Here is a 22428-nt window from a genome sequence, read left to right on the forward strand (position 1 = left end):
CGCCGCCGCGTCCGTTGCAAGGAGGCCCGCGCGCGCGGGCGACCAGTTCGGGCTGGGTCGCGTGACGAAGTAACCGCGGCCGCCTCGAATCCTCGCGCGGCGCGCGGCGTCAGGCATTCACCTGCCATGCATGCGAATTCACTCCTTCTCGCCGCGCTGGTTTTCGCACATCCCGCGGCCATGCCCGCCGCCGACGCGCCGCACAACACGCTCACCGAAGCCGAGAAGCGGGCCGGGTGGAAACTGCTCTTCGACGGCAAGTCACTCGCGAACTGGCGCGGCATCAAGAAACCCGGCCCGCCCGAGAGCGGCTGGGAGATCAAGGACGGCGCGCTCACGTGCGTGAAGGGCGGCAAGGGCGGCAACCTGCTGTCGGTGGAGACCTACGAGCAGTTCGAGTTCGCGTGGGAGTGGAAGATGCCGCCGCGCTCCAACAACGGGGTGAAATACTTTTTCAGCGAAGCCACGGGCGTCGGGCACGAGTATCAACTGCTGGACGACGTGCTCACCAAGGACACGTTGTCGAGTTGCGCGTCGTTCTATCTCATCGTCGCGCCCGACCCGGAGAAGAAGAAGCTCAAGCCGTGGGGCGAATGGAACTCGTCGCGAATCCTGGTGAAGGGAAACCACGTCGAGCACTGGCTCAACGGCGAGAAGGTGGTCGAATACGACTGCGGCGATCCCCAAATCCTCGAGCGTGTGTCCAGGTCAAAGTTCAAGAACGCCGCCGGCTTCGGCACGCGGCGGCGCGGGCACCTCCTGCTCACGTATCACTCCGACGAGTGCAGCTTCCGAAACGTGAAGGTGCGCGAGATTCAGTAGTTGTCGGCGGCCGGGTCACGAGGGGAGGCCGCGGACCCGCGGCGCGTTCGCACCCGGTTCCTGTTCCTTCCGCTTCAACCCCGCGCGCGCCGCGTAATCAATGAACTCCTCGGCGGTTGCTTTGGCCTTTGCCGCGTCGGGAGCCTTCGCGTCCGCGAGCGCGATGATCGCCTCCTCGGCGCGCACCGCCGCGGGCGAGCCGGGGAAGAGCGCGACAATCCGCGCGTGCGCGGCGCGGGCTGCGGCCGGGTCGCGGCCGATGCGCAGGTTCAGGTCCGCGGCGCGGTTCAGCCACCGGACGACCTGCTTCTGCGGTTGGTGCGGCGCGGCAATGAGTTGTTCGAGCTGGTCAAGCGCGAGGTCGAGCCGCTGGTAGTGATCGGCGTAGATGAGCGCGAGTTCCTCCCGCGCCTCCCAGTCCGACGGATAATGCTGAAGCCGCTCGACATAGCGCTGCGCCTTTTGCCCGGCCGATTCCTCCTCGGGCGCCTTGACGGCGAGCTTCATGCCGCGCAATCCCAGGTCGCGCTCATACTCGGGCATCACCACGGACTCGCGTTTCTCGCGCGGGCCCGCCGTGGCCAGGCGCGAGAGCCGCTGGATCGTCTGTTGTTCGAGCTCGGTGCCCGGGAACGCCGAGACGATGCGCTCGAGCGCGGCCGTCGCGCCCGCGGTGTCGCCGGTCTTGAGCAGCCAGTCCGCGAGCGTGTTCAGCGCGTAGCTCACTTGATGCGGCTCGCGCGCTGTCTGCGCCAGCGCCTCCTTGACCGTGCGTGTGGCGGCGGCGAGGTCGTTGAAATTCTCCGCCTGCACCGACGCGATGAACATCATGCCGTCGAAGTCCTCCGGGAACCGCTCCAGCTCGGCGCGCACGAGCGCGATGGCCTCGGGATAACGGCCGCGCATGCGTTGCGCGTGCGCCTGCGAGTAACAGGCCTTGTGGTCGGGCTCGTCGCCGCCCTCAAACATGCTCGTGAACGGCCGGGCCAGCATCGCGCCGATGTTCGGCGCCCACATCACGGACATGCCGACACCCACCACCGCCAGCAGCGGCACACCGTAAATGCCGAGCATCGGCACGGCGAATCCCGCGAGCACGATCAGTCCCAGCGAAACCATCCACTTGACCACGAGCCGCACCGGGTCGTCCTGCGTGTGATAAAGCCACACGAGGCCGAGCACGCCGGCGAAATACGAGCCCTTCACCAGCACCACGAGCCCCGAGCCGAAATTCGGACCGAACAGGGGCAGCAGGAGGAATAGCCCCGCGATGAGCCGCCGCCGGCTCCGCGCCTCGCCGCGAAGCTGCTTTGTGCGGTTCAGCTCGACGAGGAATCCGGCGACGAACGCCGCGCACACCACGAGTTGCGCCGAGGCCGCGATGAGTTCCAGGATGGGCATGGGCGTGTGGCGGACTGTGCTTCGCGCTCCGGGGCTTGGCAAGAGTCGACCCGGCAAAGTCACCCCGCGCGCGAGTCGCAAGTTGCCGAGCCGTTGTGTTACGCTTGCCGCGTGGCCAATCGCTACTACGCGGCGGGCGCGCCGCGCGCGGAGAAGGTCGGCGACCTTTTTGCCGGCATCGCGGACCGCTACGACCTGCTCAACGACCTGCAAAGCTTCGGCCTGCACCGTCGGTGGAAGCGGCAGCTTGTCGAACTCGCGCGCGTGAAGCCGGGCGACACCGCGCTCGACCTGTGCTGCGGCACGGGCGACGTCGCCTTCGCGCTCGCCCGCGCGGGCGCGGAAGTCACGGGACTCGACTTCAGCGAGCCGATGCTCCAAGTCGCGCGCGAAAGAAGTTCACAGTTCGAGGCTGACGGGACGGCGAATCGAACCCCGGCCAATCCCCAACCGGCCATCCGCCATCCGCATTTCATCCAAGGTGACGCGCTTCGCACGCCGTTCGCGGACGCGAGCTTCGCCGTGGTGAGCATCAGCTATGGACTGCGCAACCTCGCGGACTTCGACGCCGGGCTGCGCGAGATGTGGCGCGTCACGCGGCCGGGCGCGCGGTTGCTCGTGCTCGATTTCGGCAGGCCCGACAACGCGCTCTGGCGATCGATCTACTTTGGCTGGCTCCGCTGCGCGGTGCCGGTGCTCGGCCGCGTCTTCTGCCGGAACGCGCCGGCTTACGCTTACATCCACGAGTCGCTTCTGCACTACCCGGCGCAACGCGGCGTGGAGGCGAAGCTCCGCGAACTCGGCGCGGTGAACTTGCGCACGATCAACCTCGTCGGCGGGGCGATGAGCATCAACGTGGGAGAGAAGCGAAAGGCATGAAGGCTGACGTGGCGGATCGCCGAATCGTCGGTCGCTCTCCCCGGGTCATCCTTCGATTCCCGTTCTTCGAACCTGTGCTGCCCCGACCGCCCCGCCCGGAGCGGGACGGGTGAGGGGTGGCCGGGCGGGTTAAGTTGAACCCATCGCGCGCCGCGGCGGCCGGAGATTCACTCACGTCACCGCCAGCTTCTCAAACCCTTCCTCGATGAACGTCGTGTTCTGGATGCGCGCGAGTTTCGCGTAGAGGCCGCCGGCCGCGAGCAGTTCGTCGTGCGTGCCGCGCTCGACGATTTGGCCGTGCATCATCACGAGGATGCGGTCGGCGTTGCGGATGGTGCTCAGCCGGTGCGCGATGACGAAGCTCGTGCGCCCCGCCATCAACCGTTCGAGCGCCTCCTGAATCAGCCGCTCGGTCTGCGTGTCCACGCTCGCCGTCGCCTCGTCGAGGATGAGGATGGGCGCGTCCTTGAGGAGCGCGCGGGCGATGCTGACGCGCTGTTTCTCTCCGACGCTCAGCTTCACGCCGCGCTCGCCCACGCGCGAGTCGTAGCCCTGCGGCAGGCGCGAGATGAACTCGTGGCAGTTGGCCGCGTTCGACGCGGCGAGGAGTTCCGCCGCCGTCGCGTCGAGCCGGCCGTAGAGGATGTTCTCGCGCACGGTGCCGTTGAAGAGGAACGCCTCCTGGCTCACGACGCTGATCTGCTGGCGCAGTTCGTGAAGCGTGAGGTTCGCGATGTCGCAGTCATCAATGGTGATCCGGCCCGACGTGGCCCGGTAAAAGCCGGGCAGCAGGTTCACAAGCGTGGACTTGCCCGCGCCGGTCGGGCCGACGAGCGCAATCATCTGCCCGGGCCTCGCGCCGAGGGAGATGTCCTTGAGCACGACGCGCTCGGGCCCGTAGCTGAAGCCGACGGATTCGTAGCTCACCTCGCCCCGCGCGCGCCAGTGGATCGCGCCCGAGGGCGCCTGCGCGTCCGCGCCCGGCGTCGAGCGGAGGATGGCGGGCGCACTCACGAGGTTGCTGCGTTCCTCGCCGGTGTCGAGGATGTCAAACACGCGCTCGCCCGCCGCGCGCGCGGACTGAAGCATCTGGTTGAGGCCGTGCAACCGCGCGACCGGCTCGTAAAACAGCACGAGGTAAAAGATGAACCCGACCAGTTCCCCCACGGTCATCTCGCCGCGGATCACCGTCGCGCCGCCGACCCACAGCACGAGACCCGCGCCCGCCGACGCGAAGAACGCCATCGCCGGCGAATACATCGCCCACACGCGCATCACGCCGAGCGTGCCGAGCCGCAGGTCGTTCGCGCGCTCTGCGAAGCGCCTGTCCTCGTGCGGCTCGCGGCCGAAGGTCTTGATCTGGCGCACGCCCTGCAGGTTGTCCATGAGCAGCGCGTTCATCGCGCTCGCGGCCTCGCGTTGGGCCCGGTAGCGGCGGTGCGCCGTGAGCGTATACCAGAGCGCGCCGCCCGCGAGGAAGGGCAGCGGCGCGAGCGCGACCCCCGTGAGCGGGGCGTTCGTCGCGAAGAGAATCACCAGCACACCCACGATGCTCAGCACGGCCACGGTGCCCTGCTCCGTGCCGTCAATGAGCACGCGCTCGACCGAGTTCACGTCCTCGATCACACGCGTCATCAAGTCGCCCGACGCGCGCTGGTCGAACCACCCGACCGGCAGCCGTTGCAGCCGCGCATAGACATCGCGGCGCATGTCGAAGATGACCTTCTGCTCGAACTCGTTGTTGATGCGGATGCGCAGGCTGTTGAAGAGTTCGCGCAGCGCGAACGCCGCCATGAGCATCAGCATCACGGGCGCGAGGCGGGCGGCGTCCTTCTTGACGATCACGTCGTCGATGATGAGCTGCGTGAGCTTGGGATAGGCGAAGGCGAACGCGAGCGAGAGCAGCGCGCAGGCGATCGTGCCCGCGGCCATCAGCTTGTAGGGACGCAGATAAACCGCCACGCGACGGAGGATTTCCATCGTCGAGCGCTTCCTCGCGGAGAAGGTCGGGTCGGCGTGCGCGCCGGCGTGGTGGTGCATGGACTTCAGCGGCGTCGCGTGTCGCGTGACGCGGCCGGACTTTCGCAGACCCGCGTCGGCCCGCGCAAGCGCGGGCGCGGGTTGAACCGTGTTGAAAAGGCGGCGGCCGTTCACGGACACTTGCCGCGCCTGGCGCCCTCCGCACTGTTCAATCCGCTCGGCGCGTTCCGCCAGTGCGCGCGCCTGCCCCGCCTGCCCGACGCCCGGCCCGGCCGGATGGCGCTCGTGCTTCAAGTTCCCCGGGCGGCCCATCGCCGGGAACCGGTTTCAATTCTCCTCGAGCTTCGTGAACGCCGCGACGTCCACGAGGAATCTCACGCCGAACGGCGAGCCGTTCACGGAGCCGAGCGGGATCCTGCCTTCGCGGAGCGTCAACGTCGGCCAGCCCGCGTCGCTCGCGTGGTAGAGGTCGCCGTGGAGCTTGAGCATCTGTTCCTGCACGGGCTTGGGAAACTGCGACAGGCCGGCGTTGTAGTGGTGACCGTTGCGCTCGACGCTCTCGATGCCGAGCGCGGCGCAGACCGCGAGGTCCTGCAGCAATGCGACCGGGCCGACGTTGCAGAGATCCTCGCCGCTCATCATGAACCGCGCGTCCGCGGGCGCGGCCGTGGCGCGGCGCTTGAGCAGGCACCGGTTGGCGACGCCCTTGAACACGCCCTTGCAATTTTTGTGGCTCGTGCCCGCGTAGCCGAGCGCGAGCGCGGCGGGCAGGCTTTCGAGCGTGGCGTCCGATTCGTCGATGATCATCGGCGGCGCGTCGGGCCAGTCGCGCAGCGGACCGACCGCGGCGGGGTCGAGCGCCACGTCGCGGTGCAGCGGTTGTTCCACGAACAGCAGGCGTTCGAGGAACGGCCGGAGCGCCTCGCTCGCTCGCAGCGCCTCCCAGAAGCGGCGGAAGTCGGCGAGCGACTTGAACTGCTCGTTGCCGTCGAGCGTGAACGCGAAGTCCGCGGGCGCGTGGTCGCGGATGATCCCCGCCACGCGGTGCATCCGGTCGAGGTCACGCTCGAGGTCTCCGTTGACCTTGATTTTGAAATGCCGCAGGCCGTAGTGGCGGATGCACAACGCGAGCGACTGCGGCAGGCCGTCGCTCACCCGGTCGGCCGGCGCGATGTCGGCCTCCGCGAGCGGGTCGGACAGGCCGACGGTGTGGCGGGCGGTGATGTGCTCGAGGGGCTTCTCCGGCAGGAAGTCCGCGGGATGGGAGCCGCCGAGTTCCGCGTGCAGCTCGCCCATCCGCATTCCGAAGGCGTGTTCGCGCAGCAGCCGCGCGAAGGGCTTGCCGGCGGCCCGGCATGCGGCGTCGAGCACGGCGCGCTCGACGAGCGACGTGCCGAAGTGCGCGAGCAGCGGCGGGAGATTCTGCTGCGCGGCCCAGCGCGATTGCGCGGCGTGCAGCATCTTCCACAGGTCGAACGGTGTCTCCGCGCTCATCCCGCGCGCGAGGGTCATCGCGTGGCGGATGACACGGAGCATCTCGACGATTTCCCCGGCGAGCGGGCGGGCGGGATCCTTCGTGAACCACTTGGGCGGGAGCAGGTCCGCGGCGATGCCGGGCGATTGCGTGCGGCCGGTCTCGACGGCGAGCCGCACGAAGGCCATCGGCATCTGCGTCATCGTGGCGATGCCGTATTTGAACGGCATCCGCGTGCGCAGCTCGATCATGTGCAGGTCGCCGCCGAGGACGCGCGTCTTCATGCCAGTGCGGGCGGGGGCTGGAGGAGGACGACTTGGAGCGGGATGCGGGCGATCATCTTGTCGTCAACCGAGATGTCGATGGAATACTGGCCGGGGCGCTTGAATTCGATGCCTTGCAGGTTGAGGCACACGTTGGTGCTGAGGAAGAAGAGGTGGTCCGGGAGCGCGACGTTCATCTCGCCGCCGAGCTTCGGGAGCAGGTTGCAGCCGTCCTCGTCGATGAGCGAGAACTTGAGCAGGTGGCGACCGCGGTCATCGTCGCGAAACAGGATGCGCAGCGCGATGTAGCAGTGCGCACGCTTGATGGGGAACGAGGGCGCGACGACCGTGTCGAACACGCCGACGACGCAGAGCTTGCCGCCGTAGTCGGCGGCGAAATCACAAAGGGCGGCGACCTGGACTTCCATGGGATGCGCCATGAGACGCGCGGCCATTAAACGGACGGCAACGTGGACGCGCGAGGGGAAAGTGGGCGGCTTTCCGGGCGGCGAAACTGGACAGGTCTCCGCTTCTTCGCGCAGTTCACGGCTGCGGGAGTCCCGCGAAGCGCGCGAACTCGGGCTCGGGGGGCGCGGTGAATTCCCACGCCCGTCCGCGCCATCCGACCCGGATTGTGTTCGCGTGCAACGCCTGATGTTCCAGCATCAAGCGCGCGCGCTGCTCGTCCGTCTGCCGGCCGCGCACGAAATCGAGATACAACCGTTCGTCGCCGCCGTAGAGCTTGTCGCCCACGACCGGGTGGCCGATGTGCGCGAGGTGGATGCGAATCTGGTGCTTCCGGCCGGTGAGCAGGTGCACCCGCGTGAGCGTAAACTCACGCCCGTCCCGCGCGAAGCGGCTCACCACGTCGTAGCCCGTCTGCGACGGGGCGCCATCCGCGCACACGCAATCCTTGATGAACGTCTGCGCGGACTCGTCGTGGCCGAGCGGGGCATCCACCAGGCCGCGCTCGTCGCGGATGTGGCCGTGGACGATGGCGAGATACTCCTTCGCGACGAGGCGCGACTCCCACAACTTGCGCAGGTCGCGCGCGGTGGCGTCAGACTTGGCGATGAGGATGACGCCGCTGGTCTCGCGATCGAGCCGGTTGATCAGGTGAGGCTTCACGGCCCCGCCGAGGTGCAGCCGCGCGCGGCTGATGAGGCTGGAGAGCGGGCCAGACTTGGTCGGGTGGCAGGCGAGGCCCGCGGGCTTGTTCAGGGCGAGGAGGTCGGCGTCCTCGTGGAGGATTCGAACAAGGGGTTCCATCGTGCCGCGAGCGAGGCTCGGGCAGCGGGGTCGAAGTTGCAACGGGCAATGCGTCCCGATTCCCGCGCGTGCCGATGCGCCGCGGGGGTGGGCGATGCGGACTCGCTTCGGCATTGAGCAAACGCGGCGCGCTGCTACGCTCCGCGGCGATGTTGCGCCTTGTGTTGATTGCCTTGTGGCTTGCGCTTCTGCTCCAGCCCGCGCCCGGCGCGGCCGCGAATCGAACATCCTCATGAACCCACGTCATCCCCGCACCGCCGCCCGGTTAAGGCGGCGCGAGTTCCTGAAAGGCAGCGTCGCCACGTTCGCGGCGTCGGCCGCAGCCGGGGCGGAAGCGCGGGCGCAAACCCGCGCCACGGCGCGCCGGGCATCGGCCATCGCCGCCGAGAACGCGAGGCCCGGCGCGCTCGACTGGCAGCTCACGCGCGTGCGGCTCGACAAGAACCTGGGCTTCCGGTCGCCCGCCATCGAGGGCTATTGCTCGCGCCAGAGCGTGAGAGCCGGCGAGCAGCTCGACTTCATGGTCAGCACGAACCCCGCCGCGCGCTTCACGCTCGAGGTTTTCCGCATGGGCTTCTACGGAGGGCGCGGTGCGCGGCGGATGATGAAGACGGACCCCATTCCATGCACGAAACAGTCCGACCCGCCCGTGGGCGACAAGCGCCTGCGCGAGTGCAGGTGGGAGCCGGTCCTCTCGTTCAAGATTCCCGCCGACTGGACGAGCGGCGTGTATCTCGGCCGGATCACGACCGTGCCCGACCAAGCCGCCGGGCCCTATTGGCAGAGCTACGTGGTGTTCATCGTGAAGGACGAGCGCCGCGCGGACTTTCTCTTTCAATGCAGCGACAACACGTGGCAGGCCTACAACAAGTGGCCTGACAATTACTCGCTCTACACGGACCCGCGCGGCGCGCACGCGGTGGGCGTGGCGGCGAGCTTCGACCGGCCTTACGGCAAATACGCGCAGATTTACGAGCACCCGCTTTCGATCGGGTCGGGCGAATTCCTGCTGTGGGAATTCCCGCTCGCCTACTGGCTCGAGGAACACGGCTACGACGTGACCTACTGCTCGAACCGCGACTGCCTCGAACCTGGCAACATCACGCGCTGCAAGACATTCCTCAGCGTCGGGCACGACGAGTATTGGGATCCTCGGCAGTTCGACGCCGTGAAGGGCGCGATTGCCGCGGGCACGAACGCGCTGTGGCTCTGCGGGAATTCGGTCTTCGGTGTCACGCCGTTCTCGCCCTCCTCGGGCGGCGCGGGCGGACGCATCCTGACGCGCACCGGCATTTACGCGGGACTCACGGACCCGGAAATCGAGGATTCCATCAGCGTCTTCACGAAGGACTGGAAACGCGATTCCCGCAACGAGGCGGACCTCATCGGCGCGCGGAGCATCGTGCCCTTCAACGGCGGCGGCGACTGGACCTGCACGAAACCCGAACACTGGATCTTCGAGGGCACCGGCATGAAGCAGGGCGAGTCGGTGCCCGGGCTGGTCGGTTGGGAACATCACGGGGCGCCGGCGAACATCCCCGGACTCGAAGTCGTGGCCGAGGGAACCGTGTGGCGCGGCGGCGTCACGCCGGCGCACTGGACGGCTACGATCTTCCCGGGGCCGAAGAACAACATCGTCTTCAACGCCGCGACGATCTGGTGGGCGCAGGGACTGAGTTCGCCGCCGGGCCACATCCTGCCGTGGTCACACTGGTCGCGCCCGCACGGTCCCGACGCGCGCGTGCAGCGCATCACACACAACCTCCTGCGCCGGACGCTGCGCGCCTGAGCCTGTTCCGCCGCCCATCCTTCCGGGCGCAGGCATGGTGTTCATCCTTGGCGTCGACCGCACGATGTCGGACGCGCGCTCAATCCGCCCGCAGATACACCGCCCACACGATGACCGCGAAGAGGGCGAGCGCGCCCGCGGTGAATCTCCAGAACCAGCGGTCTTCACGGATGACACCGGCGTCGATGAGCATCACGCGAATGCCGTAGGCCATGTGGATGAGCAGGCAGAGCAGCAGCACGAGGTCGAGGGCGGCGTTGAAGTGCATCTGCTTCGGCGAACCCGGCAGGATCCACGGCAGGCGGTCGCGCGCGGCCCAGCCGGTGTAGAGTTTCAGCGGCAGCAGCACGATCATCACGATGGCCGAGATGCGCTGGATGACCCACGCCACGGTGCCGCGATACGGCGCGCGGCGCGGAGGTCCGGGCGGTTCGTTCATGCGACACCCATCTTGCGCAGAATGTCCGCCGACCTGCGCTCGGCTTCTCCCTGCACGTCGAGCTGGAGGTTGTTCCCCTGCGCATCAATGCCCACGATCAGAGGCCCCATGCCCTTCACGCGGAATTGCCACAGGCACTCGGGCATCAGGTCTTCCCAAAACACGCGCTCGATCGCCTCGGTCTGCAACGTCTGGCCCGCCGCCGCGCCGCCGGTGACGCTCAAATACACCGCGCCGTATCGCGCCATCAACGCCGCGCTCGACGCCGAGAGGCCGCCCTTGCCGAGGATCGCGCGCACGCCGTGGTCGCGCAGCAGCGGCTCGGTGTAGCGGTCCATACGCAGGCTCGTGGTGGTGCCGATGGACAACGGCTCGTAGCGGCCGTCGGGAAGTTTGCGGACGTTCGGCGCCGTGTGCAGCAGCGCGGCTCCGCGCAAATCCACCGGGCATGGCACGCCTTGGTCGAACAGGCGGATGAGGCCCGCGTCGCGGATGCCGAACACGACGCCGTCGAGCGTGACGGAATCGCCGGCCTTGAGTTGGCGCACGGCGGCCTCGGAAGGCGGGGTGGTGAAACGAAAGGAAGCCATGTCAAAAACCGAACTCCACCGTTCCGTCCGCGGACAAAGTCGCGCGGCGGCGTTCAGCACGCCAGCATTGCAGGTTCACGGCGACGGGGTTGCAGGTGATGTGCGTCCACGCAGCCTCGATGTGAACGGCCAGCGCCGTGGTGTCGCCTCCGAGTCCCTGCGGGCCGATGCCGGTGGCGTTGATGGCGTTGAAGAGTTCCTCCTCGAGGGCGGCGAATTGCGGGTCGGGGTTGCGCGTGCCGAGCGGGCGCGCGGTGGCTTTTTTGGCGAGCGCCAGGCAGAGATCGGACGAGCCGCCGATGCCGATGCCGACGATGGTGGGCGGGCACGGCTTGGCGCCCGCGCCGACGACTTGTTCGAGCACGAAGCGCTTGATGCCGTTTACGCCGTCGGCGGGCACGAGCATTTTCAGCGAGCTCATGTTCTCCGAGCCGCTGCCTTTCGGCATGAATAAAATGTCGAGCGTGTCGGCGTCCGGCACGAAGTCGAAGTGGATGATGGGGATGCCTTCGCCGGTGCTGGTCTGGCGGTTCTCGCGGGTCAGTGGCGAGACGATGCTGCTGCGGAGCGGATGGTCGCGCGTGGCGCGTTCGGTGCCGAGGCGGATGGCGTCGGCAAGTCGCGCGCCATCGAGCCGCAGCCGGCAGCCGATGCCGGCCCAGTAGATGGGGATGCCGGTATCCTGGCATACAATCATGTCGCGGGCGCGGCCGAGTTCGATGGATTCAAGATACGCGGCGAAGATGCGCCGGGCGACTTCCTTCGTCTCGCGCGCGGCCGCGCGGCGGATGGCCTCAACGACGTCGGGGGGGATTTCCTTGAGCGACCGGATGTAGAGCTCGCGGCAGGTGTGCTCGACGAGCGGGTAGAATGTCTCCGGAACTTCCATCAGGCCTGTGCGCCGACGCTACACGCGGCGCGGCGCCTCGGCACCAAGAATCTCCCGTCCGCCGTGGGTTTGATCCCGGAAACCAAAGTGCGCCACTCGCGGCTTGGGTTTTTTCCCGTGGCGGTTATCGTGGCTGTGTCCCGCCGTCGCGGGACGACCATGATTCACGACACGATTGCGCAGCTTCGCGGTCGGCTCGAAGCATCGGGCGCGCTCAAGCCCGAGGCCAAGTCCGCGGTGCTCGGCCTGCTGGAGACGCTCAAGTCCGAGGTGAACGAGTTGTCCGCCACGCACGCGGACCAGGCGCGGAGCATCGCGGGCTTCACGCAGGTCTCGGCGCACGAGGCCACGCGCGAGCGACCGGACACGCGCCTGAAGGAGCTCTCGATCGAAGGCTTGCGCGCGTCAGTCGCGGGGTTCGAGGAATCGCATCCGAAGCTGGCCGCCGCGGTGAACCGTGTGTGCATGGCGCTTTCCAATCTCGGCATCTGACCATGCACCCCACGGACGTGCAGGTGATCGGCACGGAACTCGCCGTGAAATGGGACGACGGCTCGGAGAGTTTCATCCCGCTCGAAGCGCTCCGCCGCGCGTGCCCGTGCGCGGCATGCCACGGCGAGCAGGACATCTTCGGCAAGGTTTACAAGGGACCGGAACGCGCGTTCACGCCGGAGTCCTTCAAGCTGTCGCGGGTGGTTCCCGTGGGTGGATACGCGGTGCAGCCGTTCTGGGCGGACGGACACTCCTCGGGGCTGTTCGCCTTTGACTACCTGCGGCGGGTGGCGGGCGCAGAATAGGTGGGCGTGTCGGACGGCGGCCGGCGCCTCAAGCCTTGCCGCCGAAGCTCACATGGTCGTCCACGTCGAGCACATCGAACCAGCTCAGGATGTCCGTGCGCGCCGGGGCGAGCTTTTCGAGATATTTGTGGTTGAAGTATTCGCGGGACTCGAAATCCGCCGGGCCGCGGTTCTCGTGGTAGGCGCTCCATGCCGATACTTCGATGACGCTGTGCTTCTGCTTCGCGTGCTTCCCGATCCAGGCAAGGATTTCACCGTCGCCCTTTCCCGCGGCGAGTTGCTTCAGCAACGCGTCGGGATTCACACCGGCGAAGTCGAGGAAGTGCCGGTCAAGCGGGCAGTTGAAGTGATACTCGCCGTTCCTGCCCACAAGTTGCGCGCGGCCTTTGTCGAGCATGCGCGGGAGAATGACGTAGCCGCCGAGTCGCACGCGGGCGCTGCGGGGCGGGCGTTGCGTGAGGTCGGGCGCGGCGAGGGCGGCTTGGGTCGAGGCCATGATCGGTCAGGCGGTGGCGGCGGGCGCGGGTTCGGGCGCGGGTGTGGGAACCTCCGGCGCCGGCGCGGGCCCGGCATTCGCGGGTGCGGGCGCGGGTGACTCGCTCAGTTCCACGACGCCGTCCTCGGTGGAGGGTGCATCGGCAGCGGGCGCGGGCTTCGCATCGGGGGCGGGTTTCTTGGCGGGGCGTTCGGGCCGGGGCAGCGGGCGCTTTGCCGTTTCGAGGATTCCGTTGGTGGCAAACTCAATCACGTGCCCCTCGTGAATGAGCCAGTGCAAATCGGCGTTGAGCGCCTCCTGCTCGGGTGACATGGGCGGCGCGGCGGGCGCAGCCGGCGCGGGGGGTGTTGCCGCCGCTTCCGGTGGCGCGGCGGCGGGAACAGGCGCGGGCGCGAGCGTGTCGAGCAGCCTGCGGCGCGTGCACTTCGGGTGCGAGTTGATGAACTCGATCAGCCTGCGCACGTTGCCCGAGACGGGCGTGGAGTCGAGGTCGAGGAAATGCGGCCGCGCAACGCAAACGTGCGTCACGGTCTTGTTGACCTTGAAGAACTGAAGCCCGTGCCCGCCGAACTGCTGGCTGAGCGTCGTGGCGAGCCGGATCGGGAACTTTGACTGGTCCTCCCACGCGACGCGCACGAGGTTGCGGAGGGGCGTGCACGGGAGCGCGCGGGCGGCGACGCCGGGGACCGTGTGCGACTCGGCGGGCTTGACGAGGTTCGGCAGGTGCGTGACGCGGAAGTGCTGCTCGACCTGGTCGCGGGTGTCGAACTTCAGCGGCTCGGGCACGTTGAGCGCGGTGAACGAGGTCTTGTAGCTCTGCTCCTCGAGCCATTGCTTCACCACGGCCTCGTCCTTCACGATCTTCACGCGGGACTTGAACACGTCGAAGGGCATCCGCGAAAAGCGCTCCGTGTGGAGCTGGCGGAGCTTTTCCTGGTAGCCGTGATAGTTGGGCGGGCCGAGCACCACGCCGCTCATGCCGCACTGTGCGACGAAGGTGTAGGTGCCCTTCGGCGAATCGCCGGCGATGCGCTCGCTCGCATAAAAGGTGTCGAAGTGCCGGTGCAACAGGTGGCCGGCGACCTCGGCCTCGGAGAGCCACAACGTGTCGTCGAGGCTGCACAGGAAGAGCGGTTGCGCCGGTGAGCCGTCGGGTTTCTTGACGATGCCGAGCTGGACGTTGAACCGCTCGGGCTTGCGCAGGATGAGCTGCGCGATCTCGAAGAGCGGATACGCGCGCCCCGTGAGGCGCACCTGTCGCGCGAGTCCCTCGACGCCTTTTTCCTCGGGGATGAAAGTGACATTGAGCTCGGGCGGCGGCGGGCCGGTCTCGCGCCGCTCTTCTCGCCGGCCTTCAAAGTCCTGCCTCGGCCCGCGACCACGGTCGCCGGAACGCCCGGGTCCGCCGGGACCTTCCCGGCGCGGTCCATCGCGGCGGGGTCCGCGCGGCCCGCGGTCGCCGCCGCCACCGAAGCCGCGCCGGCCACGATCCTCGTGCCCGCCGGGCCCGCCGCGGCGGGGACGGTCCTCGCCGCCGGCGAAGTTGGCATACTTGTTGGCCGCCGGCTGCTTGGCCCACGTGGGGAGGAACAGCGACTCGAGGTCAAACTCGGGATCGGGTGTCTGGCTCATGCTACTCTGCCGCGGCAGGCACTTTTCCTGCGTTCCGGGTCAGGGGGCGCCAACAATGGGACGGGAGTTTGAGGAATGCAAGTGCGCGGTGGCGTCCCACGGGAGGGCGTCGGGCCGTCATTTGGGGGCGGACTTTGCGGCAGCGGCGCGGCGGGAGCGCGGGTGGAATTTGTCGTGCACCTCGCGCAGGCGGCTGCCGGCGACGTGCGTGTAAACTTCCGTCGTGCTGATGGAGGCGTGGCCGAGCAGTTCCTGAATGACGCGCAAGTCCGCGCCGTGATCGAGGAGGTGCGTGGCGAAGCTGTGGCGCAGCATGTGCGGCGTGACGTTGCGGGCGATGCCCGCGAGCCGCGCCCGGCGCTTGATCCGCAGCCACAATGTCGTGCGGGCGAAGGGCGTGCCGCGCCGCGTGAGAAACACATTCGCGGGCGTGCGCGGCGTGACGAGCCTGGGGCGCGCGGTGTCGAGGTAGCGGTGGAGCGCCGCGACCGCCTTGGAGCCGACGGGCACGACGCGTTCCTTGTTGCCCTTGCCGACGACGGTGATGAAGCCCGCTTCGAGGTGGAGCTGTTCGAGCCGCAGGCCGCGCAGTTCGGACAGGCGCAACCCGCTGGCGTAGGCGAGCTCGAGCGCGGCGTGGTCGCAGAGCGCGTCGGGCGTTCCCTCGGCGGGCGGCGCGAGCAGTTGCTGGATTTCGGCGTCGGTCAGCGACTTGGGGAGGCGTTTCCAGCGGCGCGGCAGCGAGAGCTTTTCGGCGACGTTCGCGGGGACGAATTTCTCCCGCTCGGCGAAGCGATAGAGGGCGCGAAGAGCGGCAATCTGCAGATACACGCTCGCGCCACTGAGCCGGCGCGGCGAACCTTCGGGCGCGTTGGCGAGCGCGCGGTCCCGCTCGTGCTGGAGGAAGTCCATCAGGTGCTTCAATTGCACCTCGCGCCAGTCGCTCACGCCGTGCGCCCCGGCCCACGTGACAAACCGTGTCAGCAGGCCGGCGTAGGTGGCCACCGTGTTTGCCGCCTGCCCGCGCTCGTGCCGCAGGTGGACGAGGAAATCCTCGATGAGCGCGTGCATGAGCCCGCCTCACTTCGCCGACGCCGGCGCACGCAGATACTGGTCCATCCACTCGTTGAGCACGCGCAGCTCGATGGAGTTCGAGCCAGTCAAGGTGCCTGCGGTGTTTGTGGCTGAAGGGCGCGCGGGGCGCGCGAGCAGGTTCTCCGCATCAATCCGGAGGCTCCGATGCAGGCTGAAGACGGCCATGATTCCGCACATAGGCGAGTGGGGGGCTGGTGCGGCGCTCGCCTCGTGGGTTTCAGCGGACGTCGGAACGGGGCGGCGCTCCGGGAAAGGGTGGCGGCGTGAACGGCGGAGCGGCAAGCAGATTCGCGGCGTTCACTCGAGGCAGCGGGCGTCGGTGGTCTTCGGCCGTGGCGCGGCTTGGAGGCGCTCGCGGAGAATGTCGGCGCGGATGAGGTCGCGCTTCTCGGGCTCGAGTTTTTCGCCGCAATGCTGCTGGAGATGGGCCTGCTGGATGAGGATGAACATCTCCTCGAGGAGTGAGCGCGGGATTTCGGGGAAGAGGTTCAAGTCCACGCCCAGCCGCAGGAGCGAGAGCTGGTTCATCGCCTCCTTCGACGTGATGATGTGGGAGTTGGTGAGGATGCCGTAGGCGCGGCCGATGTAGTTGAAGAGCGCCTTGGGCTTGCGCTGGAGGAGGCGCTTGCGGGCGTCGAGCTCGGTGGTGAGCACCTGGTCGAGCGCCTTGGCGACCCGCTCGACGATTTCGAGCTCGGCCTCGCCGAGGGTCTTCTGGTTGGAGACCTGGAAAATGTTGCCGAGCGCCTCGGTGCCTTCGCCGTAAAGGCCGCGGACGGCGAGGCCGAGTTTGTTCACGGAGTTGATGATGGCGTTGATCTGCTCGTCGAGCACAAGGCCGGGCAGATGCAGCATGGCGCTGACGCGGATGCCGGTGCCCAGATTGGTGGGGCAGGCCGTGAGATAGCCGAGGTCGGGAGAGAACGCGTAGTCGAGGCGCTTCTCGAGCGTGGAATCCACCTGGTCAATGAGCGCCCAGGCCTTGCGCACGTGCAGGCCGGTTTGCAGCGACTGCATCCGCAGGTGGTCTTCCTCGTTGATCATCACGCAGAGGGATTCCTCCTTGTTGAGGACGAGCCCGCTGCCGGAGCTGCGCGCGGCGTGTTCGCGGCTGATGAGGTGGCGCTCGACCAGCGTGAGTTTGTCCTGCGGCGTGAGCTCGTCCATCGTCGCCGAGTAGGCGCCGGCCATTTCGGGCAGGCCCTCGACGGTCGGCCGGATGAGTTCGAGCGCGCGGACGCGGTCGGGCTTCTTGGCGTGGCCGGGGAAGGAATGGCCGCGGAGGTTGCGCGCGAGGCGGACGCGGCTGCTCAGCACGATGCGGTCATGCGGCCCGGTGCGCCGGCACGACTGCGCAAGCGGGGCGAGGAACTGGTGGACGTTCATGGCTCAGGCGGGGACGTTGCCGAGCTTTTCGCGGGCCTGCCGGATTTCGTCGCGCAACGCGGCGGCGGTCTCGTAGTCCTCCTCGAGGATGGCCTTTTCGAGGCGCTTCTGGAGCTGCTTGAGCTTGCCGCTTGCGTCGCGGAACTGCTGCATGGAGACGGGTGCCTTGCCCTTGTGCTGCGTGCCCTTGTGCATGCTTTTGAGCAGCACCTCGAGGCCTTCGGAGAAAGTCTGGTAACACTCGGCGCAGCCGAACCGGCCGGATTTCTTGAAGTCGGCGTGCGTGTAGCCGCAGGCGGGGCACTTGAGCTCGGGGCCGGAGGGCTCCTCGATTTCCTGCGCGGCGCCGACGCCGAGCAGCAGGTCGGCGAAGGAAAAGTTCTCCGGGTCCGTGGCGTTGTTCTTCTTGGAGCAGGCCTCGCAGAGGTCCACCTGCTTCATCTTGTCCATGTGGACTTGCGTGAAGTGGACCGTGGCCTCGTTCTCTTTGCAGACGTTGCAGAGCATGACAATCAGCCGCCGATCGGCTCGCCGGAAACCTGCGTCAACGCCTTGTATTTTTCAATCAAACTCCGGGTGGTCGCCCCGGGGCGCCCGGTGCCGATCACACGGCCGTCGATCTTCACCACGGGGATGATCTCCGCGCCGGTGCCGGTCAGGAAGCACTCGTCCGCGATGTAGAGGTCGTAGCGCGTGAGGTTCGGCTCGCCCGTCTCGAGGCCGGACTCGCGCCCGAGGTCGAGCACCACGCCGCGCGTGATGCCGTAAAGCGCGCCGGCGGACAACGGCGGGGTGAGCAGCCGACGGCCCTTCACGATGAACAGGTTGTCCGCCGTGCACTCCGCCACGAAGCCCTCGCCGTTGAGCAGGATGGCCTCCTCGACGCCCGCGATGTTTGCCTCGATCTTGGCGAGGATGTTGTTCAGGTAGTTGAGCGACTTGATGGCCGGGTTGACCGCGTTCACGAGGTTGCGCGTGGTCGGCACGGTGACGATGTCCATGCCGCGTTCGTAGAGCGCGGGCGGGTAGACCTGGATTTTCCCCGCGATGATGATCACGGACGCGCGCTTGCAGCGGTTCGGGTCGAGGCCGAGCGTGCCGACGCCGCGGGTGACGACGAGCCGGATGTAGGCGTCGGTGAGTTTGTTGCGGCGGCAGGTCTCGACGACGGCCCGGCCCATTTCGGCCGGCGTCAGCGGGATGGTGAGCAGGATGGACTTCGCGGAATTGAACAGCCGCTCGACGTGCTCCGTGAGCCGGAAGACGCGGCCGTTGTAGGCGCGAATGCCCTCGAATACGCCGTCGCCATAAAGCAGCCCGTGGTCGAACACGGAGACCTTCGCGTTCTTCTCGTCGTAGAATTTGCCGTCAACGTAAACCTTCATGTGTCAAGCGGCGCGCACCTTACGGCAGCGCGCGAATGCGGCGCAATGAGGAACTGGGCCGGCGGCGGCGGGACACTCGAACTGTCCGCGATTCACTCGCGGCTGGCGTTGTCCCGGCTCAGTCAACCTTGCCGAACACCACGGGCTGACCGCCGACGGTGGTGGTGAGTTTGTCATCCTTGAGGGTCACCTCGCTGTCGCCGAGGTCGCCGAGCGTCAGCGTGTAGGAGTCGGAGGAGCCGCTTTTCCAGGTGCCCGTGAGGAAGGTCTTGAAGATGTTTGTATTGGAGAAATTGGTGGAGAGCTTCGAGATGTCGATGTTCTTCGGAAGCGTGTAAGCCAGCACCCGTCCCAACGTCTGGCCGTCCGCGATGGAGCCTCGCACGGAAATCTGGTTGTTCGCGCTCGCGACGATCGTGATGTCCTTGAGCATGGAGCGATACATCGTCGTGAGGTATTTGAGCTCGGGCAGCGGCGGGTTGCGCTTCTTGCGGATGGCCTGCACCGTCGGCACGAGGTCGAGCTGCCAGCGGCCGAGCAGCTTCTCCTTTTCATACTTCGGCGATGTCCCGTTCGTGGCGAACTTGAGCACGTCGCCCAGGTCCATATCCCGGTAGAGAGCCTGCAGGTCCTTGTTCTTCATCAACTCCTGCGTCATCCCGCTCTTGAGCACGACCATGAAGTTCGTCTTCGAGGCGATGCGGGCCAGGTAGTTGGTCCGTCGCTCTTCCTCGAAGGCTTGAAAATCGGGCCGGTCCTCCAGGGTGTTGAAGAGCGGATAATCCATGAGCCGCTTGCGCAGGTCGGGGTTGTGGTAAAGCAGGCCGACGAGGTCCGACGTGAGGTAGAAATTCTCGCCGACGGGACTGACCGCCAGCACCACGCGGTCCAGGCCCGTGGTCTTCATGTCGGCCGTCATGCGCGTGAGAATCTGGAAGCCCATCGGGTCGCTCGTCCCGTTCTTCACCTGCGTCGTGAAGTAGCCCGCCGTGTGGATGAGCACGCCGAGAATCACCACGTAAAGCGAGCCCACGATCATGCCGACGATGATCCCGAGCCGGGAGTTGACCCGCTCCCAGTTGAGCCGCACGTCGTCCGCCGCGCGGTATTGGTAGTGGATTTCGATCTTGTGATGCACCCCGAAGGCGATGCTCGCGAAGATCAGGTTCAGCAGCACGAACGTGAGGATCGGCGGCAGGGCCCACGCCGTCACCGGATTGTGGAACCCCATCACCTTCGGCACCCAGTCGAGCATCGGGGAAAGCGGGCTCGCCAGCGAAAACGAGATGATGACTCCGAGCAATTGGATCGAAAGCCGGATGCCGCCGCCCATCGCGCCCGCCGACCCGAACATCAACATCAAGAACAGCGCAAAAATCCAAATGGTCATGGCCGTGACAGATAATGGCCTCCCCGGGAAAAGGCACGAAGAAAATGCGCCCCGCCCGGTGCACACGCCGTCGGTTCTCTTCCCCTTGCCCGCACCGCCGCGCCGTGGCTCAATCCAGCGTTCGCATGAAATTCACGCACCTCTTCCTCATGTCGCTTGCCGCAACCAGCGCCCCTTCACACGCCGCCGACCAGCCGCGGCTCGCGTATCCCGTCACGGCCAGGACCAACCACGTGGACGACTACCACGGCACGAAGATCCCCGACCCGTTCCGCTGGCTCGAGGACGACAACGCTGCCGACACCAAGGCGTGGGTCGAGGCGCAGAACAAGGTCACCTTCGGCTATCTCGACACGATCCCCGAGCGCGCCCGCATCAAGGAACGGCTCACGAAGCTCTGGAACTTCGAGCGCTACGGCCTGCCGCACCGCGAAGGCTCGCGCTACTTCTGGTCCAAGAACGACGGCCTGCAAAACCAAAGCGTGCTCTACGTCGCGGACACGCTCGACGCGGAGCCGCGCGTGCTGCTCGATCCGAACAAACTTTCCGCCGACGGCACCGTCGCGCTTTCAAGCTACAGCATCAGCGCGGACGGCAACTTGATGGCCTACGGCCTCTCGGCCAGCGGTTCGGACTGGCAGGAGTGGAAGGTGCGCGACGTGAAGACCGGCGCGGACCTGTCCGACCACATCAAGTGGGTGAAGTTCAGCGGCGCGTCGTGGACGAAGGACGGCAAGGGATTCTTCTACTCGCGCTACGCCGAGCCCAAACCCGGCGAGTCGCTCAAGGGCGCGAACTATTTCCAGAAACTCTACTTCCACAAACTCGGCACGCCGCAATCCGACGACACGCTCATCTACGAACGGCCCGACCAGAAGGAATGGGGCTTCGGCGGCCACGTCACGGACGACGGCAAGTTCCTCGTCCTCTCCATTTGGAAGGGCACGCTGCGCAAGAACCTCCTCTTCTACCGCGACCTTTCGCAGGCGAACGCGCCCGTCGTCGAACTCATCAAGGACTTCGAGGCCGACTACGGTTTCGTGGACAACGTCGGTTCGACGTTTTATCTGCGCACCGATCTCAACGCGCCCCGCGGTCGCGTCGTGGCGATTGACCTCGCGAAACCGGAGAAAACGAACTGGAAGGAAGTCATCCCGCAAGCCGCCGAGACGCTGCGCGGCGTGAACCTGCTCAGCGACCAGTTCGTCGCCAGCTACCTCAAGGACGCGCGCTCGCAGGTGAAGGTGTTCGCGCGCGACGGCAAGTTTGCCCGCGAGATTGCGCTGCCCGGCATCGGCAGCACGGGCGGCTTTGGAGGCAAGCGCACGGACACCGAGACGTTCTACTCGTTCACGAGCTACACCGTGCCCGGCTCGATCTACCGGCACGACATGAAGACGGGGAAGAGTTCCGTGTTCCGCAAGCCGAAGGTGGACTTCAACTCCGCCGGCTTCGAGACCAAGCAGGTCTTCTACGCGAGCAAGGACGGCACGCGCGTGCCGATGTTCATCACGCACCGCAAAGGGCTGAAGCTCGACGGCTCGAACCCGACGTATCTCTACGGCTACGGCGGCTTCAACATCCCGCAGACGCCGGGCTTCAGCGTGAGCATGGCCGTGTGGCTGGAGATGGGCGGCGTGTTCGCCGTGGCGAACCTGCGCGGCGGCGGCGAATACGGCGAGGAATGGCACCTCTCCGGCACGAAGGCGCGCAAGCAGAACGTCTTCGACGACTTCATCGCCGCGGCGGAGCGGCTCATCGCGCAGAAATACACCTCGCCGAAGACGCTCGCCATCGCCGGCGGCTCGAACGGCGGCCTGCTCGTCGGCGCGTGCATGACGCAGCGGCCCGAGCTGTTCGGCGCGGCGCTGCCCGCGGTGGGCGTGATGGACATGCTCCGCTTCCACAAGTTCACCATCGGCTGGGCGTGGACGAGCGACTACGGCAGCGCGGACAACGCGGACGAGTTCAAGGCGCTCCTTGCCTACTCGCCGCTGCACAACCTCAAGCCCGGCGTGAAGTATCCGCCCACGCTCGTGACGACGGCGGACCACGACGACCGCGTGGTGCCGGCGCACAGCTTCAAATTTGCCGCGCGCCTGCAGGAATGCCAGCCCTCCGACGGCCCGCCCGTGCTCATCCGCATCGAGACCAAGGCCGGCCACGGCGCGGGCAAACCGACGACGAAGCTCATCGAGGAGTCGGCGGACAAGTTCGGCTTCCTCGTGCGCGAGCTGGGGATGAAGCTGCCGGCGAATTGAACCAGCGGGATTGTCCTTTGCCGCCGAGCCTGACGGAAGCATGTCACCGGGGAGATGCCGAGGGCGCGGGCTCCCGGCAAGGCTGGTTGGCCTCGTCGTGCTCTTCCGCGGGATTTCGACCGGCGGTATCAGTGCCCGCCCGGGATGCAATGCTGACGGCGGACGGCAAGTCTGGCGCGGACCGGTTGCTG

The 22428-nt window shown here is 67.1% G+C and carries 22 protein-coding genes; 6 read left to right on the forward strand and 16 right to left on the reverse strand.

From position 1 onward, the window contains the following. The first annotated feature begins 126 nt into the window (after positions 1 to 126). Positions 127 to 822, forward strand: coding sequence for a DUF1080 domain-containing protein (locus tag FJ386_03795; protein ID MBM3875827.1), 696 nt, complete (start codon positions 127 to 129; stop codon positions 820 to 822). A gap of 15 nt (positions 823 to 837) precedes the next feature. Here FJ386_03795 and FJ386_03800 read toward each other — a convergent pair whose 3' ends face one another. Beyond that, complete coding sequence (locus FJ386_03800; GenBank protein MBM3875828.1) at positions 838 to 2223, reverse strand: hypothetical protein; 1386 nt, start codon at positions 2221 to 2223, stop codon at positions 838 to 840. Positions 2224 to 2316: 93 nt separating this feature from the next. Here FJ386_03800 and FJ386_03805 point away from each other — a divergent pair, with 93 nt between their 5' ends. Then, the gene (locus FJ386_03805) at positions 2317 to 3102 is read left to right on the forward strand and encodes a class I SAM-dependent methyltransferase (GenBank protein ID MBM3875829.1); all 786 of its coding nucleotides are present in this window, start codon (positions 2317 to 2319) and stop codon (positions 3100 to 3102) included. Between the two features lie 171 nt (positions 3103 to 3273). Here the strand turns inward: FJ386_03805 and FJ386_03810 are convergent, their stop codons facing one another. From FJ386_03810 to FJ386_03825, 4 genes are all read right to left on the reverse strand, one after another. Beyond that, positions 3274 to 5142 carry an ABC transporter ATP-binding protein gene (locus FJ386_03810; protein MBM3875830.1) on the reverse strand — a complete coding sequence of 623 codons (1869 nt, stop codon included), beginning with the start codon at positions 5140 to 5142 and terminating at the stop codon, positions 3274 to 3276. A gap of 267 nt (positions 5143 to 5409) precedes the next feature. Further along, positions 5410 to 6840 carry a hypothetical protein gene (locus FJ386_03815; GenBank protein MBM3875831.1) on the reverse strand — a complete coding sequence of 477 codons (1431 nt, stop codon included), beginning with the start codon at positions 6838 to 6840 and terminating at the stop codon, positions 5410 to 5412. Next, positions 6837 to 7259, reverse strand: a complete 423-nt coding sequence (locus FJ386_03820) for a hypothetical protein (GenBank protein MBM3875832.1) — start codon at positions 7257 to 7259, stop codon at positions 6837 to 6839. Before FJ386_03820 ends, FJ386_03815 begins: the two co-directional genes overlap by 4 nt. Before the next feature lie 103 nt (positions 7260 to 7362). Continuing rightward, positions 7363 to 8088 carry an RluA family pseudouridine synthase gene (locus tag FJ386_03825; protein ID MBM3875833.1) on the reverse strand — a complete coding sequence of 242 codons (726 nt, stop codon included), beginning with the start codon at positions 8086 to 8088 and terminating at the stop codon, positions 7363 to 7365. A 232-nt stretch (positions 8089 to 8320) separates the two neighbouring features. Here FJ386_03825 and FJ386_03830 point away from each other — a divergent pair, with 232 nt between their 5' ends. Continuing rightward, complete coding sequence (locus FJ386_03830) at positions 8321 to 9877, forward strand: hypothetical protein (protein MBM3875834.1); 1557 nt, start codon at positions 8321 to 8323, stop codon at positions 9875 to 9877. Positions 9878 to 9956: 79 nt separating this feature from the next. Here the strand turns inward: FJ386_03830 and FJ386_03835 are convergent, their stop codons facing one another. Genes FJ386_03835 through FJ386_03845 form a run of 3 tightly spaced genes read right to left on the reverse strand, consistent with a single transcriptional unit; the run spans position 9957 to position 11795 of the window. Further along, positions 9957 to 10316, reverse strand: coding sequence for a hypothetical protein (locus tag FJ386_03835; protein MBM3875835.1), 360 nt, complete (start codon positions 10314 to 10316; stop codon positions 9957 to 9959). Beyond that, positions 10313 to 10906 (reverse strand): fumarate hydrolyase, encoded by a 594-nt coding sequence (locus FJ386_03840; protein ID MBM3875836.1) that lies wholly within the window; start codon positions 10904 to 10906, stop codon positions 10313 to 10315. The genes FJ386_03835 and FJ386_03840 overlap by 4 nt, the downstream gene beginning before the upstream one ends. A 1-nt stretch (position 10907) precedes the next feature. Then, positions 10908 to 11795: a fumarate hydratase gene (locus FJ386_03845; protein ID MBM3875837.1), complete on the reverse strand. Its 888-nt coding sequence runs from the start codon at positions 11793 to 11795 to the stop codon at positions 10908 to 10910. Positions 11796 to 11954: 159 nt separating this feature from the next. Here FJ386_03845 and FJ386_03850 point away from each other — a divergent pair, with 159 nt between their 5' ends. Next, positions 11955 to 12287, forward strand: coding sequence for a DUF4404 family protein (locus FJ386_03850; protein MBM3875838.1), 333 nt, complete (start codon positions 11955 to 11957; stop codon positions 12285 to 12287). A 2-nt stretch (positions 12288 to 12289) separates the two neighbouring features. After that, positions 12290 to 12592 (forward strand): DUF971 domain-containing protein, encoded by a 303-nt coding sequence (locus tag FJ386_03855; GenBank protein MBM3875839.1) that lies wholly within the window; start codon positions 12290 to 12292, stop codon positions 12590 to 12592. A 28-nt stretch (positions 12593 to 12620) separates the two neighbouring features. Here FJ386_03855 and FJ386_03860 read toward each other — a convergent pair whose 3' ends face one another. The 8 genes from FJ386_03860 to FJ386_03895 all read right to left on the reverse strand — a co-directional run bounded on the left by FJ386_03860 (position 12621) and on the right by FJ386_03895 (position 19976). Next, the gene (locus FJ386_03860; GenBank protein ID MBM3875840.1) at positions 12621 to 13088 is read right to left on the reverse strand and encodes a DUF5069 domain-containing protein; all 468 of its coding nucleotides are present in this window, start codon (positions 13086 to 13088) and stop codon (positions 12621 to 12623) included. Positions 13089 to 13094: 6 nt separating this feature from the next. Next, complete coding sequence (locus FJ386_03865; GenBank protein ID MBM3875841.1) at positions 13095 to 14720, reverse strand: hypothetical protein; 1626 nt, start codon at positions 14718 to 14720, stop codon at positions 13095 to 13097. Positions 14721 to 14837: 117 nt separating this feature from the next. Next, complete coding sequence (locus FJ386_03870; protein MBM3875842.1) at positions 14838 to 15791, reverse strand: tyrosine recombinase; 954 nt, start codon at positions 15789 to 15791, stop codon at positions 14838 to 14840. Between the two features lie 9 nt (positions 15792 to 15800). Further along, positions 15801 to 15980 carry a hypothetical protein gene (locus FJ386_03875; protein MBM3875843.1) on the reverse strand — a complete coding sequence of 60 codons (180 nt, stop codon included), beginning with the start codon at positions 15978 to 15980 and terminating at the stop codon, positions 15801 to 15803. Positions 15981 to 16112: 132 nt separating this feature from the next. Then, positions 16113 to 17201, reverse strand: a complete 1089-nt coding sequence (locus FJ386_03880; protein ID MBM3875844.1) for a protein arginine kinase — start codon at positions 17199 to 17201, stop codon at positions 16113 to 16115. 3 nt (positions 17202 to 17204) lie between these two features. Then, positions 17205 to 17708, reverse strand: coding sequence for an excinuclease ABC subunit B (locus FJ386_03885; protein ID MBM3875845.1), 504 nt, complete (start codon positions 17706 to 17708; stop codon positions 17205 to 17207). Between the two features lie 5 nt (positions 17709 to 17713). Beyond that, positions 17714 to 18586 (reverse strand): branched-chain-amino-acid transaminase, encoded by an 873-nt coding sequence (ilvE, locus tag FJ386_03890; GenBank protein MBM3875846.1) that lies wholly within the window; start codon positions 18584 to 18586, stop codon positions 17714 to 17716. 118 nt (positions 18587 to 18704) lie between these two features. Next, positions 18705 to 19976 carry a CvpA family protein gene (locus FJ386_03895; protein MBM3875847.1) on the reverse strand — a complete coding sequence of 424 codons (1272 nt, stop codon included), beginning with the start codon at positions 19974 to 19976 and terminating at the stop codon, positions 18705 to 18707. A 149-nt stretch (positions 19977 to 20125) separates the two neighbouring features. On the opposite strand from FJ386_03895, the gene FJ386_03900 reads away from it, so the two are divergent. Beyond that, the gene (locus tag FJ386_03900; protein MBM3875848.1) at positions 20126 to 22237 is read left to right on the forward strand and encodes a S9 family peptidase; all 2112 of its coding nucleotides are present in this window, start codon (positions 20126 to 20128) and stop codon (positions 22235 to 22237) included. Positions 22238 to 22428: the final 191 nt, after the last annotated feature.

The sequence above is a fragment of the Verrucomicrobiota bacterium genome, from assembly GCA_016871675.1.
GTDB lineage: Bacteria > Verrucomicrobiota > Verrucomicrobiia > Limisphaerales > VHCN01 > VHCN01.